This is a genomic window from Arthrobacter sp. P1_B11, assembly GCF_056406715.1.
The window spans coordinates 20,985-36,759 of record NZ_JBFTZQ010000016.1; the positions used below are offsets into that span (position 1 = coordinate 20,985).

Sequence of the window (15,775 nt, forward strand, 5' to 3'; positions counted from 1 at the left end):
CGACCGGCAAGCGCAACCGGCCGGTGCGTTGTATCGGCGGGCAGCTTAGTCTCGGGTGGGGTCCGGACGCAGCGGGGCCGGCCCGGGGTCCGGCACAGGAAGCGGTCCAGGCGGCTCCGGCACCGGGAACGGACTCGGCGGCGTGGGGCCGGAGGGATCAGGGCCGTTCGGGTGCGGCGACATCGGATCGGGGCCCGGTTCCGGCGGGAACGGCTCGGGCTCGTGCACTGGCGGAATGGTCATGGCTGCCCCTCGGCTGCTGGATTGGTTCCGGTTTGCGGACGCGACTTCAGGATACGCCCGGGGCCCGCGGCGAAGACAGCGTACTCGGTGGGCCTATTCCATGCTGGCGCCGTCACAAATATCCCCAACGCCCTGCGCCTGACGCTATCTTGAGCCAATCTTGATGGAATCCCTGCAGGTTCTAAAGGGTTTTGCATGAAAGTAAGGCTCATCGGACAAAGCAAGTCCGCAGGCTTCCCGGGCAACAAGTCGGCAACCGTGAAGTTGGTGTTCAGCGCCACTCAGCGCGACGGCACGAACACGTAACCCTGGCTCGGGTTCCGTCCGCTCAATGGGGCGCGGACGGAACCCGGAACCATCCCACTCATCCATCCCCGCCTGACGCCGTAGGGAAGCCAAGCTCTCCGAATACCTCGTATGCGTGGGCAGGGGCATCGCTGTCAGGTGCCAAAACATGTTAGCCACCACGGCCCTCTCCCCCGGTAGCGAACGGCCGCCAAAATGTCAGTGCGGATCTATATATTGAAGGAATGACCCAGACTCCACTGCAGCACTCCGCAGACTCCGCCGCCGCCTCCCCGGCGCCGCCGGTCGCCAAGAAAGTGCCGACAGAGCGCACCCACCACGGCGACACCTTCGTGGACAACTACGAGTGGCTCCGGGAGAAGGAATCCGACGAGGTCGTGGCCCACTTGAAGGCCGAAAACGCCTACCAGGAAGCCGTCACCGCCCACCAGGAGCCGCTGCGGGATGCCATCTTCCAGGAGATCAAGGGCCGCACCCAGGAGACAGACTTGTCCGTCCCCAACCGCAAGGATGCCTGGTGGTACTTCAGCCGTTCGGTCGAAGGCAAGGAGTACGGCATCCAGTGCCGCGTCCGCGCCCAGGACACCGGCAACCGCGTGGCCGACTGGACTCCCCCGGCAGTGGAGGCCGGCGTCGAAATTCCCGGCGAAGAAGTCCTGCTTGACTGCAACGTGGAGGCCGAAGGCAAGCCCTTCTTCTCCGTGGGAGGCTCCGCTGTCACCGTGGACGGTCATTTGTACGCCTACGCCGTGGACAACTCCGGCGACGAGCGCTTCACCCTGCGCATCAAGGACCTCCGCACCGGTGAGCTGCTTCCGGACGTCATCGAGAATGTCTTCTACGGCGTCTCCTTCTCCCCCGACGGCACCCGGATCTTCTATACGGTCGTGGATGATTCCTGGCGCCCGTACCAGGTCAAGGCCCACGTCCTGGGCACGCCGGTCACCGACGACGAGGTGGTTTACCAGGAGGACGACGTCGCCATGTGGCTGGGCTTTGAGCTCTCGTCCGACAGGCGTCACCTCGTGCTGGGCATCGGCTGCTCGGAGTACAGCGAAACGCGCCTTTTGCGCTTTGACGATCCCGAAGCCGCCCTCACCACCGTGATCTCCCGCGACGAACGTGTCCTCTACGAGGCAGAACCGTTCCTGCTCGACGGCGGGGAGCGCGTCGTCATCACCCACAACCGCAACGCCGTGAACTCGATGGTTTCGCTCGTGGACCCGGCCGAATTCGCGAAGCCGCTGGCCGAGCAGCGATGGACCACCGTCGTCGAGCATTCCGACGAGGTCCGGGTCAACGGTGCGGGCGTCACCTCCACGCACCTGGTTGTTTCAATCCGGAAGGACACCATCGAGCGCGTCCAGGTGATTCCCCTGGCCGGTCTGGGAACGCCCGGCCAGGAAGCCCCTGTGGAACCGGCGTTCGACGAGGAGCTCTACACGGCAGGCGTGGGCGGCTCCGACTACGAGGCCCCCGTGATCCGGCTGGGCTACACGTCCTACTTCACACCGTCACGAGTTTACGATTTCGTGCTGCCCACCCCGGAGCGGCCCGCGGGTGAGCTGCTGCTGCGCAAGGAAAGCCCGGTGCTCGGCGGCTATGACGGGTCCGACTACGTGGCCACGCGCGAGTGGGCAGAGGCGGCCGACGGCACCAGGATTCCCCTCTCGGTGCTGCGGCACACGTCGGTTGCACGGGACTCCACTGCGGCCGGCCTGGTGTACGGCTACGGCTCGTACGAGTTGAGCATGGATCCGGGCTTCGCCATTGCCCGGCTGTCACTGCTGGACCGCGGCGTTGTTTTCGTGATTGCGCATATCCGCGGCGGCGGCGAGCTGGGCCGGCACTGGTACGAGAACGGCAAGAAGCTCACCAAGAAAAACACCTTCACAGACTTCATCGCGGCCACGGACTGGCTGGCTACATCGGGCTGGGCAGCACCGGACAGGATCGCGGCGCTGGGCGGATCCGCGGGCGGCCTGCTCATGGGCGCCGTGGCCAACCTTGCCCCGGAGAAGTATGCGGCCGTGGTGGCGGAAGTGCCGTTCGTGGACGCGCTGAACACCATCCTGGACCCCGAGCTGCCGCTTTCTGCACTCGAGTGGGAGGAATGGGGCAACCCCATCACCGACCCCGAGGTGTACCAGTACATGAAGTCCTACACTCCGTACGAGAACGTGCGTGCGGCCGCCTACCCCAAGATCGCCGCCGTGACGTCCTTCAACGACACCCGCGTACTCTACGTCGAGCCCGCCAAGTGGGTGCAGGAGCTGCGCAGCAAGACCACCGGCACAGAGCCGATCGTCATGAAGATCGAGATGGACGGCGGCCACGGCGGCGCCTCCGGCCGGTACGTGCAGTGGCGCGAACGGGCCTGGGACTACGCCTTCATCGCCGACTCCCTCGGAGCCAAGGAGCTGCTGCCGGGCGCAGGGCTCAAATAACCCCGCACGGAGTAACCATCGAGTTGCGAGGTCCCCGGAATCCCGGGTGCCCCGGTAGTCCGCGGGGTCCCGGGTCCCCCGTTAGTCCGCAAACACTTCCTGGAAGTGCTCCACGACGGGGAACGGCTGGTAAAAGCGATGCAGGAGCTGCTTCCACTCCTGGTATTGGACTGATTCCCGGAAGCCGACCGTGTGGTCTTCCAGGCGGTCCCACTGGACGAGCAACAGGTATGTGCTCGGGGATTCCATTGACCGTGACAGCCGCAGGCTCCGGAATCCGGGCATGGAGGAAATGATCCCGCGCGCCCGGCCGAAGGCAACTTCGAAGTCCTGCTCCCGGCCGGGCGTCACGGGCAGGAGTGCGTGCTCGGTGATCATCGTGCCAGTATTCCAGCAGGGCACCGTTACGGCTTCATGGATCCCGACCGACGCTTCCCGGTGGACGTCAGCTGCCGAAAATTGATCATCATGCTTACTATTGACTCGCATACGGGCACATCTTCGGTGCACCTGTCCGCTGGGGGCAGGGAACCCGGTGCCGGAACTGGAGCATAGCGTGAGCAACGAACAGGGAATGACGCCGCTTTCCGATGACGAACTCCTGGCCCAGGCGGGAACGGCCCTGCCGGACAAGGAAGTCGCGTCCGTGTTAGACCTCAACGCCGACCTTGATCTGGGCATCAACGCGGCAGCGCCGATCGACCTCGCGGTGGCCGCCAACGCCAACGTCGCCGCCCCGATTGACGCCGCGGCATCCGCGAACATCCTCTCGTTCGGCTCCGAGTCCCAGGCTCTTGCCGATCAGGGGGTCATCATCGACCAGGGAATCACTGCCGACGCCACGGCCGACTCCGTCCAGGACAGCACCATCGGCCAGGGCCCCGAGAGTGTCGACGGCGGGACCCCTGACAGCACCGGCTCCGCAACACTCGATGGGGGCGACTCCGCAACCACCGGCCCGAACACGGTTGACGGCGGCGAAGTTCTCGACGGCGCGGTCCCGGCTGGCACCGTTCCGGACGGCACCGTTCCGGATGTCGGCGCCCTTCCTGCGGATCCCTCGTCGGCACTGGACGGCGACCTGCTGAACGTCAACGTGGACCTCGCAGCCGATGCCGACATTGCCGCTCCCATCAACGGAGCCGTGGCTGCCAACGCCAACGTGGCCGCCCCGATCGATGCCGCGGTGGCCGCCAACATCGGGTCCATCGACAGCGACGCCACCGCCGTGTCGCAGCAGGACGCCATCATCACGCAGAACATCGACGGTTCGGCAGCTGCCTCTGCGGACCAGCAGTCCGATCTCCAGCAGTAGTTCCCGGATGAGCACTGTGTCCGGCGGGCCGTCCAACCCGGACGGCCCGCCGGTTTCTCCTGCGTCCGCAGCAAGTCCGACCTCGGTTCCGGGGCCGGGCACGCGGCCAAGGGGTGCGCCTGTTGCGCCGGCCGCCGTCGACGCCCGTCCTCGTGGGGTGCCTGTCCGCGCGGACGGCATCCAGCTGATCGGCGAGGCCAAGGGCTCCGGCTACCGGGAAGCACCGTGCCTGGTCCGCCGGTCCGACGGCCAAACCATCCAGCTGACGCGTCTGTTGTTCCTCGTGCTGGAAGCCGTTGACGGCGAGCGCGACTCCGGGGAGATCGCGGAGTATGCCAGTGCCCGATTCGGGAAACTGGTCAGCGCCGACAACGTTCGGACGCTGCTCGAGGGCCAGTTGCTGCCGCTGGGGCTGCTGCGGCTCGCCGACGGTTCCCAGCCTGAGGTCCGGAAGTCGGATCCCCTTTTGGGCATGCGGTTCCGGTATACGGTCACCGATCCGGAGCGGACGCGGAAGCTGACAGCGCCGTTCGCCGCCCTCTTCCACCCGCTGATCGTGGCGGCCGTTGCTGTGGCTTTCCTGGCCTCCTGCTGGTGGGTCCTCATGGTCAAGGGCCTCGCCTCGGCCACTCACGATGCCTTCGCCAACCCGGGGCTCCTGCTGCTCATCCTCGCCGTCACCATCCTGTCCGCGGGCTTCCACGAATTCGGTCATGCGGCCGCTGCCCGCCGCGGCGGAGCGACGCCGGGCGCCATGGGCGCGGGCCTGTACCTCGTCTGGCCGGCCTTCTACACGGACGTCACGGATTCCTACCGCCTGGGACGCGGCGGCCGGCTGCGCACTGACATCGGCGGACTGTACTTCAACGCAATCGTGGCGGTAGCCATCATGGGCATCTGGTGGGCTACCCGCTACGATGCGCTGCTGCTTGTGGTGCTCACACAAATCCTGCAGATGGTCCGCCAGCTGATGCCCCTGGTCCGCTTCGACGGCTACCACATCCTGGCCGATGCCACAGGCGTGCCGGACCTGTTCCAGCGCATCAGGCCCACGCTGCAGGCCCTGCTGCCGTGGAACTGGCGAAAGCCTGAACCGGAGGCGCAGGCCCTGAGGCCCTGGGCACGGGCCGTCATCACCGCTTGGGTGCTGGTGACCGTCCCGCTCCTGCTGGGCAGCACGGTGCTCATGGTGGCCTCCCTTCCGCGCCTGCTGGGCACGGCGTGGGCGAGCCTGCAGCACCAGCAGGCCATGCTGACTGGCAGCCTTTCGAGCGGCAACTTGGCCGACGCCGCCGTGCGTGTCCTGGCGATTGCCGTCGTCGCCCTTCCCGTGCTGGGCATCGGCTACATGCTGGTGCGCCTCGTTCGGCAGCTCAGCGTGGGGCTGTGGAAAAAGACCCGCGGAAGACCGCTGCGGCGCGGCACTGCCATGGCCGCCGTCGTTGCCGTTCTGGCCGGCCTGGCCTGGGCGTGGTGGCCCGCGCCCGACGCGTATCGCCCGGTGCAGCCGTACGAACGCGGGACTCTGTTCGACGCGACAGCCGCCGTCTATCCCGCGCTTTCCGGCGGAGACGCTGCCCTTCAGGAGGGGCGGCCGGGCCGGACGGTCGCGTTGTGGCCTGAAGGAACCTCACTGCCCACCCGCGGCAAGCCGCAGCTCAGCATGGTGCTCGTTCCGCGGCAGGGCCAATCTTCCGGTCCGAACCCAGCCGACCAGCCTGACCACGGCGCGGCAACCGGCGGTGCGGCCCCGGCGCCGTCGTGGGTCTTCCCGTTCGACAAGCCGGCGGCCCCGGAAGAGGACGGCAACCAGGCCCTGACCGTGAACACCGCCGACGGTTCCGTGACGTACGACGTCGCCTTCGCCCTCGTGTGGGCGGAAGACGGGCCGGTGGATACGCGCAATGAGGCGTACGCCTTCGCCAGTTGCACGGATTGCGCAGCGGTGGCTGTTGGCTTCCAGGTGGTGCTGATCGTGGGCCAGGCGGACGTGGTTGTCCCCGAAAACCTCTCGGCGGCCGCCAACTATAACTGCGTCCGGTGCCTCACCTATGCCTTGGCCAGCCAACTGGTCCTGACCCTCGACGGCCCCCTGAGCGCTGACGGCATGACCAGGCTCAGCGCCCTGTGGCAGGAAATCGCGGAGTTCGGCCGCACCCTGCAGGACGTTCCCCTGTCCGAGATCCAGTCGCGGCTCGACGCCTACAAGGAACAGATCATGGACATCATCCGGAACGACCCCAGCGCGTCCCTGTCCAAACCGGGCGCCGCCACCAGCCAGTCGCCGGGCCCGTCGCCGACGGCGGGAAGCGGGCAATCGCAGGTTCCCTCGCCCGGATCATCAACACCGGGTCCGCCACCGGCACCGGCGGGTTCGGGGACGGCGGGTTCCGGGACGCAGCCCGCTGACCCGGCCGCGCCAGTCCCGGCCGAGTCCGCTGCACCCGCCACACCGGGGCCGGCGAATACGGCGCCTCCGGCTCCCGCCCCGGCCCCGGCGGGTCCAGTCCCGACGGGCACGGTGCCGGCAACAAGCGCTCCCGCCCAATCCGCCCCATAAATTCGCCCTGCAATTCCGTCGATCGGGTGCTCCGTGGATGCCCTTCTTCAACCTGCCAACCTCCCGATTGCCGGAAATGGCCGCTTGCCCCGGTAGCCAAGCGGCCATTTCCGGCAAATCGGACACGAACGGAGGCCTGACGCCGGGCGCCGCGCCAGACATACGCCCGGCACACCATATATTTGGACGATGCTCTCGGCGTTGAAAAAATACCTGCTGATTCCCAAACTGGTGAGGCTGTCGTCCGCGGCGCCCAAGGATCCGCAGGCTGCCTGGGACCAGTACTGGGGCAAGGTCCGCACCACTGGGGCCCGGGGCGACGTGCTGTGGGACTCCGGCGACGACCACGAATTGCAGGGCTACCTGGAACACCTGAAGCGGCAAATGAATCCGGACCTTCCCATCGTGGACGTCGGCTGCGGCAACGGGACGTTTAGCCGCCGGCTGGCTGCCCACTTCCCCCATGTTCTTGGCGTGGATGTGTCCGCCAATGCCGTGGCCAAGGCGCGGGCCGAATCCGAGGGACTGGAGCGGATCTCCTTCATTACCGCAGACATGACGGCTCCCGGGGCGGCGCGCTCAGTGAACGCAGCACTGACCGAGGCCGGAGTGTCCGGTGAGGCGAACGTCTTCATCCGCGGCGTCCTGCACGTGCTGAAGCGCCGGGACCAGGCTGCTCTGGCTGAACAACTGCACCCGCTGCTGGGGAAACGCGGGCGCGTATTCCTGGCCGAAACGGACTTCCGGGGCAACGCCGTCGAGTACGTCAGCCACCTTGGCGCCACCCGGCAGTTCATTCCTGCGCCGCTGAGGGATGCCATCTGCGGCCTGCCGATGCCCGGACGTTTCGGCGCCGCTCAGCGCCTGCGGGCATTTCCAGAGTCACTGTGGGACGTGGTGGAGGACGGCCCCGCCGTCATTGAAACCCGACCGCTGACATCCGCCGAACCCGAACAGATCCCGGGATACTTCTCGGTGCTCCAGGCCCGTTGAATCCACGCGCCACGCCGCCGCCGGGCCGGTCGCCCGGCCGTCCAGCCGCCCGGGTCCAGGTCCAGGCCCAGGCCCAGGCCCAGGCCCAATCGGTGAGGCTATACGACCTTCAGCCAGGCCAGGGCGTCGCGCTCGGACGTGAAGAACCTCGTGGGGCACGGGAGCTTGTTGATGCCGAGAATGAAGTTGGCGATCACCCTGTCCACGGGCGAGGATCCGAGCAGTGCAATCCTCGAGGCCTGGCACGGACGCCCGAACACGGTCCTCGCTCCCCGGCTGACCTCGGCGGTGGTGGCCATGTCCACGAGCATCGGGTGGCGGCCGGAGCCACAGAGGGCATTGACGTCCTCCATGGCGGACTCCGCATCCGCTTCGGTGATGCTGGCACCCCTGGCCCACGTGAGCCGCAGCAGCCCCTCGGCGTCCAGGATCAGATGAAACAGCGTGTTCCGGCCGCTGCCTTCGGCATTCACAATCTAGACCTCCGCGGTGGCTGATGGGACAGTATCAAGCTACAGGCCAACGCGTTCACGGCCAACGCGGTCCGGGGGCTGATAATGTGAGTCCAAAATCACGGGAAGCCGCACGCTGGCGACGCGCAACACAGGGGGCAAAGTGGTTCAGGCACCGGCGGAGAGTCTTTCCGCACCGCGCATAGCCGTGGTTGCAATACCCGAGCCGGACCGATTGGCGGCCACGGGCAACGTCCTCATCGCGGCCGGTTTCACCGTCCATGCAGCGTCCGACGGCGGGTCCCTCGCCGTGGAGCTGGAACGGAACCATGCCGCCGTCGTGCTTCTTGATACTGCGCTCGCGAGTGAATTCATCTGGGAGGGCACACCCGTGCTGCTCCTGGTGGACCTCGCAGACGACTTCGACCTGGCGCGGCTGGAGCCGTGGGGCATCGCCGACTACATCTCCCGCGGCGCCGGCGCGCAGGAACTGACCCACCGGGTGGAAACGCTGATCGGCCGTGCCCGCGAGCGCCGGAGGATACGCGCGCATGCGGAGTTCCTCCGCGAGAGCCTTCGAAACGTTTCCGCTGCCATCCGCGGCACCAACAGCCCGCAGCAGATGGCCGGTCACCTGGTCCGGGGCTTCGGCGAGTCCCTCGGCGCGGACCACGTCTGGTTCACCACCTTCCACGATTCGCGCGTGCCCCGTATCAGTGCCCAGTGGTGCAGGCCCGGGTTTCCCCGGCTTCCGGATTCGCTCGGCTCCTACGAGGACGCGGCCCGTGACCTGGCCACCAGCCTTTGGTCCGAGGCTGATGTGCTGGCGGTGGCGGATCATCAGGCAGAACCAACCTTCCCGCTCACAGAGGGACTCCACGGCTGGTCCGAGCTCGTCTCCGGCCGCGCCTCTGTGGTGGTTCCCGTGGGCGACGGCGACTCGGCGCTCGGCATCATCTGGATCGCGCAGGTGGACGCGCCTCGCGAATGGACCAGGGCCGAGATCGCCCTCATCCAGCACGTCGCGGGAAACCTCGCCCACAGCCTCATCCAGGGCCACCTGATCAGTGCGCAGGTCCAGGTGCTGCAGCAGCTCCGGGAACTGGACAAAGCCAAAACGGACTTTCTGGCCACCGTCAACCACGAACTCCGGACCCCGCTGACGTCCATCACCGCCTACCTCGACATGATTCGCGATGGCGCCGGCGGCCCGGTGCCGGCTGGCATCGAGTCGATGATGGAAGTCATCTCGCGGAATTCCAACCGGCTCAGGCGGCTGATCGAGGACATGCTCACCGTCTCGCAGCAGGACGGATCCGGGCACCTGAACCTCAAGCAGGTGGAGCTGGGACAGGTGTTGCGGATCGTGGTTGCCGCCCTGCGCCCGCTGGCCGAATCGCGCAACGTGGTTATCACCGGCGCCGATTCCCACGAGGACGTGAAGATCCAGGCGGACGAGGCGCAGCTCGAGCAGGTCTTCACGAACATCGTGGCTAACGCCATCAAATTCACGCCCGACGGCGGCCGGATCAGTATCAGCGTCATGCTGGACCCGCCGGGGGACGGAAATCCGTCGGCCGCAGTGCGGATCACGGACACCGGCGTCGGAATTCCGGAACAGGAAATCGGCCAGGTGTTTACGCGTTTCTACCGGGCGTCCAACGCCTCCTCAGCCGCTGTACCGGGCAGCGGGCTGGGCCTGGCAATCGCCCACGACATTGTGCGCCGCCACGGCGGATCGCTGGAGCTGGCGTCTTCCCTGGGTGCAGGCACCACCGTGTCCGTCCACCTGCCGGTCGCAGGGCCTTAAAAGGCCACACTGTTCTACGCAGAAACTGCCCCGGACCAGCAGGCCCGGGGCAGTTTCATATCGCGCTGAGTTATGCACCAACCTTAGTTGGGCCACCAGCCGATCGATGCGTAGGTGACCTCTGACTTCGAAGGCGCGGACGTGGTGGTGGTGGTGTCCTTCTTTGGTGCAGCGTTGGCAGGAGCAGCGAAGCCTGCAACTGCCAGGATGCCGGTCATAAGAAGTGTTGCGGCAATTTTCTTCATCCGCTGATCCTTTCATTTGTGAAGTGCATTACTGGTTACGGGGGAAGTATACGGTTCCTTCCTCAAGTTTTTGCAAGGTTTTTCTAGGCACGATTTTCTATGGCAAAACCATTCGCTTAATGAATCCGCCCGCAGCGTAACAAGCTCACTTGAAGTGGCGCGCAGGTCGGCGTAACGCGCGGTCCATGGATAATTGTCAGCATGCCGATGTCTCGAGATTTATCGCCCTTCGTGATTGCCGAGCTTGAGGCCCGCGAGAGCTGGAAGCGCCGGGACTACAGCGCCGGATACGCCCAGGCCGGGCAGGCCGCGGCCCTGGCACTCGAATCCGGCGATGACCACCGCTGGTGGAAGATGGTGCTGCTGCAGGTCGAATGCCTGCGGGACCAAGGTTCCATTCAGGAATGCCAGCAACTGGCGGCAACAATCGCCGCGCATCCGGTGGCTGCGTCCGCCCCCGATCTCGGCGCCCGTGCCAACATCCTGCTGGCGCATTCGCTGCAGGGACTGGGCCGCCTTCCGGAGGCGGTCGACGCTGCCGCCGTAGCTGCCGGTCTGGTGGCCGGGGACTTTGAAAACGTGTACCTGCACATCCAGGCCCAGCAGGCGCTCATCGCCGCCCTCGCCGAAAGCGGCCGGCTGGACGCAGCGTGGCGCGAGTGCCTGGACCTGAAGACGCTGCTCACCGACCACGTGGACGACGACACTGCGGGCAAGGCCTACTGGGTGATCGGCAACGTCGCCTTCCTCACCAACCGGGTTACGGAGGGCAGCGAATACCATGACCTCGCGGCCGAAAGGCTCTCCCCCTCCCGCGACGTGGACCTCTGGGCCCGTTTCAACCGCGGCTCCGCGGAAATGCGCCTACACGCCCAGCTCAGCAACGCCGCCACCCTCCGCTGCATCGAACGCGCCGAACTCGCCACGGAAGTAGTGGGCGGCAGCGAGCGCGACATGCTGGAGATGTCCCTGGTCCGCGCCCACTGGTACTATCTCACCGGCGACATGGATTCCGCGATCACCATCCTGGCGCCCCTCCGCGACAAGTTCCCCGTCCTCGCCACCCAGACGGCGGCGGAGGCGTCGTTCGTCCTGGGCAAAGCCATGATGGCCCAGGGAAACGACACCGAATCCCTGCAGATCCTTGACGAGGCGGTTACGCTGTTCGATACGGCTGCCGCAACGGAGCGGAGCGCCATGGTGCGGGATTATCTCGCTTCCATCAGACGTCAGCCGAGGTTTCTTCAGGGGGGGTAAGTGTCAGAAGCAACCATGGTTCCCGGTGCAGTCCCGGAGATGCCGGCCACGGCGGACGTACTGCCCGTGGCCTGCGTCGTCTGCACCGTGTTGCCTGAGCTGGCCGTCAAGGCCGTGCTGCCCTCCGGTGCGGACCTGGACGAGACGGCAGCCGCCCAGTTGCGCGAGCAGCTCGGTGACCTTGCCGGGGACCGGCGGGTCGCCGTCGTCCTTCACGTAACCGGGGTTGCGTCCGTGAGCCGCGACGCGCGTGCGGCCTACGCGGCCATTTCTTCAGTGTCTGCCTGGGCGATCGTCGGCGAATCTCCGGTGGACCGGCTGCTGGGGCATTTCCTGCTCGGCGCCGAATTCGGGTCTGCCCGGGCAAAGTACTTCACCTCGGACCACGAAGCCCTCCACTGGTTGGCCCGCATGGACAAGGCGTAATGGCGGCGATGTTTAGTAACGCCGATCCCCGGCTGGGGCAGCTCCTGGACGGCATCGTCCGCCTCGCCTCGGGAGAGCTCCATTCGCGCATTGAAATTTCCGAGGCGAGGGACGAGCTCGATGCCGTGATCATGGGCACCAACCTGCTCGCCGAGGACCTCCAGATCATCTATCAGGAGCTGGAGCAACGGGTGGAATCACGCACCCGGATGCTCAACGCGGCGCATCGGGAGCTCCAGCATATGGCCCTCACCGATTCCCTGACGGGACTCTACAACCGCTCCGCGCTGGTCAGCGCCGTTAACGAGGCCCAGGCGGAAGCGTCCGACGGCGGCCTGCCGCCCGCGCTGCTGCTGCTGGACCTTGATGCCTTCAAAAGTATCAATGACTCGCTGGGCCACTCGATGGGCGACAAGGTGCTGGCCGGTGTAGCGTCGCGGATCCGCGCGTGCGTCCGTGACGGCGACATGGTGGCCCGGTTGGGCGGCGACGAATTCGCGGTCCTCCTTCCCGCCACCACCCCCGCCCAGGCCGCGTCTGTGGGCAACAGGATCCTGGATTCCCTGAACGGAACCATCGACGTGGACGGCAAGAGCATCCGGTGCGGGGCGAGCCTGGGCCTGCGGATTGCCGACCGCGGAGAGACGTCCGAGCAGCTCTTGGTGGAGGCCGATATCGCGATGTACGCCTCCAAAGCGGACGGCCGCAACAAACTGCGGGTGTTCGAGCCCGCCATGCTGCACGCCCGGCAGCTCCGGAACCAGCTGGTGGGGGAATTGCGCGCAGCCATCTCCGGCTCGCAGCTGGTGCTGTTCTACCAGCCGGTCATCGAACTTGCCACCGGCCGGATCGAGGGCGTTGAGGCCCTGGTCCGCTGGCAGCATCCCACGCGCGGTCTCATCATGCCGGACGAGTTCATCCCCATCGCCGAGGAAACGGGTCTGATCTCCGATCTGGGCAACTGGGTGCTCAAGGCGTCGGTGGAGCAGCTGCGGCGCTGGCGGAAGGCTCCCGAAACCAGCCGGCACGACTTCTCCATGCGGATCAATATCTCTGCCGCCGACCTCCAGCGCCTCGAGTTCATCGAAGACGTCCGCGACGCCCTCACTTCTAGCGGGCTGGATCCCGGGCTGCTGGTCCTGGAACTGACAGAGAGCGCCATCATCCAGGGCAACGAACTCGACCGCTACACGCTGGCCAGCCTCCGCAAGCTCGGCGTGGGCCTCGAGATCGACGACTTCGGCACCGGCTATTCCTCCATCAGCTACCTGCGCCGGCTGCCGGTGGACCGGGTCAAGGTGGACCGGACCCTTCTCACCGCCCTGGGCAGCGACCCCGCACAGCCTGCACTGATCGCGGCCATCCTCCAGCTCATTCGGGCCTGCGGGCTCGAAGCCGTGTGGGAGGGCGTCGAGAACGCGGCACAGGCCGAGCACCTGAGGAGCACCGGCTGCATCAGCGGGCAGGGCTACTACTTCAGCCGCCCGCTGCCCGAGGCCGCATTCACCGAGAGGCTGGCCCAGCAGGACGTCTGGCCCGCATAGTTTGCATCGGTTGCTCCACAGGCGTCGTTTCGCCGTTGCGGCCGGCCCAGTCGTCCTCGAGAACGGCGTAGATCAGCTCGGTGGACCAGGTTCCCTTGTAGTGCCAGTTGTCTGTGAGAGTGGCTTCGAGCCGCATCCCCAGCCGTTCGCAGATCCCCGCAGACGCGGTGTTAAGCGCGTCCAGTTTCGCATCGATCCGGTGGAACCCGAGTTCCCCGAAGCCGAGTTTGAGCAACGCCTGGGCGGCTTCGGTGGCATACCCCTTGCCACGGGCATCCGGCGCCATGATCCAACCGATCTCCGCCTGCCCCACGCCCGGCAGCCACTTGAGCACCACCTCGCCGAGCAGGCCGGCGTCGTCCTGGGAATCAACGGCAAGGCAGATCCAGTCGCCTTCCTTCTCGAAGACGAAGTTGGCGTACCGGCCAAGGGTCTCCATGGATTGCGTGTAGGTTTTGGCCTCCCGCAGCAGGAACCGCGCGGTTCCCGGCAGCGACTGGTAGGCGTGGAAGGCGTCCAGGTCCGAGGCCTCGAACCGGCGCAGGATCAGCCGCTCGGTGAGGATGGGCAGGCGGATGTCAGGCATGGTTCGAGGGTACGCCCTATCCGGAGTAGGTCATTTGCCGGCGGACTGCGCCGGGCTCAACCGGCGGATACGACGGCGGCCGTGGCCTCTGCGATCGCGCGCTCCTCGTCCGTGGGGACCACGAGCACGGGGATGGCCGAGGCTGCGGTGGAAATCACCCGCGGTTCCTTGGACCGCTCGCTGTTCAGCCCGGCGTCGAGCTGGATTCCCAGCGCGCCCAGCCGCTCCCCCACGAGGGCACGGAACTGGTGCGAGTTCTCGCCGATCCCCGCGGTGAACACGAGGGCCTTCGCTCCGCCCACGGCCACGTGGTAGCCGCCGATGTACTTGGCCAGCCTGTAGGACGTGACCGCGAGCGCCATGGCGGCCTTGGCATCGCCGGATTCGGAGGCTTCCACCACCGAGCGCATGTCGTTGTTCCCGGCCAGGCCCTTGAGCCCGGATTCGCGGTTGAGCATGGAGTCGAGATCCTCGGCATTCCAGCCGGTGCGGGCCAAGAACACCAGGATGGAGGGGTCCAGGTCGCCCGAGCGGGTGCCCATCACGAGGCCTTCCAGGGGCGTGAAACCCATGGACGTGTCCACGGACTTGCCGCCCCGGATCGCGGTGACCGAGGCGCCGTTGCCGAGGTGGGCGATCACGCCGTCGAACTCGTCCACCGGAACATCCAGCAGCGCGGCGGCCTGGTGCGTGACGTATTCGTGCGAGGTGCCGTGGAAGCCGTAGCGGCGGATGCCGTGGTTGGTGTAGAGCTCGTCCGGCACGGCGTAGCGCCAGGCGTGCTCGGGCAGGCTGCGGTGGAAGGCGGTGTCGAACACGGCCACCTGCGGCATGTCCGGCCATTTCTTGGCGATGGCGCGGATACCGAGCACGTTGGCGGGGTTGTGCAGCGGGGCCAGCGGGTTGAGCCGCTCGATGGCCCGGGTAATCTCGTTGTCGATCAGCACCGGCTCGCCGAACCGCTCCCCGCCGTGCACCACGCGGTGCCCCACGGCGTCCAGCGCACGGTCACCGAGCACCCCGTGGATGGCCGCATCCACCTGCTCCAAGGCCTCGGCGTGGTCCGCCGGGCCCACCACCTCGCCGTCGCCCTGGCCGCCGTTGGACATCCCGATCCTCTCGATCAGCCCCTCGGTGAGGATGCTGCCGGCGGCGACGTCGCGCACCTGGTACTTGAGCGAGGACGAGCCGGAGTTGATGACGAGCACGAGCATGGGGCCTCCTAAGCCTTGCTGCCGGGGGTTACAACTGACGGTGCAGCGGTCGGGCGTCACGCCGGGGCCTGGCGAAGCGCTCCTTAGCACCCACTATAAGTGGGCCCCACGAGCGTGGCCGGTGACCGACGGGCGTGATCCTAGCCTCCCGCGATGTCCCGAAGCGTCTGCAGGTGTCCGTCCCGGGCCGCGCGTCCGTCGACGGTCACGCCGGCTGATGTGCGCGGCATTTTCCCCGCAAAGCCTTTTCTGATCTTCACGTAGCCGGCCAGTTCCAGCACCGCCAGCTGCTAGCTGAGCACGGAGTCGCTGACCTGGATGGCGTCCCGCTAATCCTTGAAATCCGACGACTCCGCACCAGCCAGCGCCGCCATGAT

At 66.7% G+C, this 15,775-nt stretch carries 14 protein-coding genes; 8 read left to right on the forward strand and 6 right to left on the reverse strand.

Going from position 1 to position 15,775, the window contains the following annotated elements; all coding sequences use genetic code 11:
- Positions 1-773 precede the first annotated feature (773 nt).
- Positions 774-2,996, forward strand: coding sequence for a S9 family peptidase (locus AC1D14_RS13760; RefSeq protein WP_230119458.1), 2,223 nt, complete (start codon positions 774-776; stop codon positions 2,994-2,996).
- Positions 2,997-3,077: 81 nt separating this feature from the next.
- Here the strand turns inward: AC1D14_RS13760 and AC1D14_RS13765 are convergent, their stop codons facing one another.
- Positions 3,078-3,374: an antibiotic biosynthesis monooxygenase family protein gene (locus tag AC1D14_RS13765; RefSeq protein ID WP_230119459.1), complete on the reverse strand. Its 297-nt coding sequence runs from the start codon at positions 3,372-3,374 to the stop codon at positions 3,078-3,080.
- Positions 3,375-3,570: 196 nt separating this feature from the next.
- Here AC1D14_RS13765 and AC1D14_RS13770 point away from each other — a divergent pair, with 196 nt between their 5' ends.
- The 3 genes from AC1D14_RS13770 to AC1D14_RS13780 all read left to right on the forward strand — a co-directional run bounded on the left by AC1D14_RS13770 (position 3,571) and on the right by AC1D14_RS13780 (position 7,864).
- Positions 3,571-4,311: a peptidoglycan-binding protein gene (locus AC1D14_RS13770; RefSeq protein ID WP_230119502.1), complete on the forward strand. Its 741-nt coding sequence runs from the start codon at positions 3,571-3,573 to the stop codon at positions 4,309-4,311.
- A 7-nt stretch (positions 4,312-4,318) separates the two neighbouring features.
- On the forward strand, positions 4,319-6,871 hold the full coding sequence (locus tag AC1D14_RS13775; protein WP_230119460.1) for a hypothetical protein: 2,553 nt from the start codon (positions 4,319-4,321) through the stop codon (positions 6,869-6,871).
- A 189-nt stretch (positions 6,872-7,060) separates the two neighbouring features.
- Positions 7,061-7,864, forward strand: a complete 804-nt coding sequence (locus tag AC1D14_RS13780; protein ID WP_230119461.1) for a class I SAM-dependent methyltransferase — start codon at positions 7,061-7,063, stop codon at positions 7,862-7,864.
- Between the two features lie 98 nt (positions 7,865-7,962).
- On the opposite strand, the gene AC1D14_RS13785 is transcribed toward AC1D14_RS13780, so the two are convergent.
- A complete protein-coding gene (locus AC1D14_RS13785) occupies positions 7,963-8,337 on the reverse strand; it encodes a DUF7793 family protein (protein ID WP_230119462.1) in 375 nt (124 codons plus the stop codon).
- Between the two features lie 142 nt (positions 8,338-8,479).
- Here AC1D14_RS13785 and AC1D14_RS13790 point away from each other — a divergent pair, with 142 nt between their 5' ends.
- Positions 8,480-10,126, forward strand: a complete 1,647-nt coding sequence (locus tag AC1D14_RS13790; protein ID WP_230119463.1) for a sensor histidine kinase — start codon at positions 8,480-8,482, stop codon at positions 10,124-10,126.
- An 83-nt stretch (positions 10,127-10,209) separates the two neighbouring features.
- Here the strand turns inward: AC1D14_RS13790 and AC1D14_RS13795 are convergent, their stop codons facing one another.
- On the reverse strand, positions 10,210-10,371 hold the full coding sequence (locus AC1D14_RS13795) for a hypothetical protein (protein ID WP_476968647.1): 162 nt from the start codon (positions 10,369-10,371) through the stop codon (positions 10,210-10,212).
- Positions 10,372-10,578: 207 nt separating this feature from the next.
- Here AC1D14_RS13795 and AC1D14_RS13800 point away from each other — a divergent pair, with 207 nt between their 5' ends.
- From AC1D14_RS13800 to AC1D14_RS13810, 3 genes are read left to right on the forward strand one after another with little or no spacing between them, the layout of a single operon-like run.
- Entirely contained in the window at positions 10,579-11,628 is a 1,050-nt protein-coding gene (locus AC1D14_RS13800) for a tetratricopeptide repeat protein (RefSeq protein ID WP_230119465.1), read from the forward strand.
- A complete protein-coding gene (locus AC1D14_RS13805) occupies positions 11,629-12,054 on the forward strand; it encodes a DUF7793 family protein (RefSeq protein ID WP_230119466.1) in 426 nt (141 codons plus the stop codon).
- 8 nt (positions 12,055-12,062) lie between these two features.
- A complete protein-coding gene (locus tag AC1D14_RS13810; protein WP_230119467.1) occupies positions 12,063-13,598 on the forward strand; it encodes a putative bifunctional diguanylate cyclase/phosphodiesterase in 1,536 nt (511 codons plus the stop codon).
- Here the strand turns inward: AC1D14_RS13810 and AC1D14_RS13815 are convergent.
- From AC1D14_RS13815 to AC1D14_RS13825, 3 genes are all read right to left on the reverse strand, one after another.
- Entirely contained in the window at positions 13,558-14,184 is a 627-nt protein-coding gene (locus tag AC1D14_RS13815) for a GNAT family N-acetyltransferase (protein WP_230119468.1), read from the reverse strand. The genes AC1D14_RS13810 and AC1D14_RS13815 overlap by 41 nt on opposite strands.
- 56 nt (positions 14,185-14,240) lie before the next feature.
- Positions 14,241-15,398, reverse strand: coding sequence for an acetate kinase (locus AC1D14_RS13820; RefSeq protein ID WP_230119469.1), 1,158 nt, complete (start codon positions 15,396-15,398; stop codon positions 14,241-14,243).
- A gap of 140 nt (positions 15,399-15,538) precedes the next feature.
- A complete protein-coding gene (locus AC1D14_RS13825) occupies positions 15,539-15,628 on the reverse strand; it encodes a hypothetical protein (protein WP_354962159.1) in 90 nt (29 codons plus the stop codon).
- Positions 15,629-15,775 lie beyond the last annotated feature (147 nt).

What these genes read in the sequence shown, in the direction of transcription:
- AC1D14_RS13760 (WP_230119458.1), top strand. Translation starts at nt 774, where the DNA reads ATGACCCAGACTCCACTGCAGCACTCCGCAGACTCCGCCGCCGCCTCC.
- AC1D14_RS13820 (WP_230119469.1), bottom strand. Translation starts at nt 15,398, where the DNA reads ATGCTCGTGCTCGTCATCAACTCCGGCTCGTCCTCGCTCAAGTACCAG.
- AC1D14_RS13770 (WP_230119502.1), top strand. Translation starts at nt 3,571, where the DNA reads ATGACGCCGCTTTCCGATGACGAACTCCTGGCCCAGGCGGGAACGGCC.
- AC1D14_RS13765 (WP_230119459.1), bottom strand. Translation starts at nt 3,374, where the DNA reads ATGATCACCGAGCACGCACTCCTGCCCGTGACGCCCGGCCGGGAGCAG.
- AC1D14_RS13775 (WP_230119460.1), top strand. Translation starts at nt 4,319, where the DNA reads ATGAGCACTGTGTCCGGCGGGCCGTCCAACCCGGACGGCCCGCCGGTT.
- AC1D14_RS13815 (WP_230119468.1), bottom strand. Translation starts at nt 14,184, where the DNA reads ATGCCTGACATCCGCCTGCCCATCCTCACCGAGCGGCTGATCCTGCGC.
- AC1D14_RS13800 (WP_230119465.1), top strand. Translation starts at nt 10,579, where the DNA reads ATGTCTCGAGATTTATCGCCCTTCGTGATTGCCGAGCTTGAGGCCCGC.
- AC1D14_RS13825 (WP_354962159.1), bottom strand. Translation starts at nt 15,628, where the DNA reads ATGCCGCGCACATCAGCCGGCGTGACCGTCGACGGACGCGCGGCCCGG.
- AC1D14_RS13780 (WP_230119461.1), top strand. Translation starts at nt 7,061, where the DNA reads ATGCTCTCGGCGTTGAAAAAATACCTGCTGATTCCCAAACTGGTGAGG.
- AC1D14_RS13795 (WP_476968647.1), bottom strand. Translation starts at nt 10,371, where the DNA reads ATGAAGAAAATTGCCGCAACACTTCTTATGACCGGCATCCTGGCAGTT.
- AC1D14_RS13810 (WP_230119467.1), top strand. Translation starts at nt 12,063, where the DNA reads ATGTTTAGTAACGCCGATCCCCGGCTGGGGCAGCTCCTGGACGGCATC.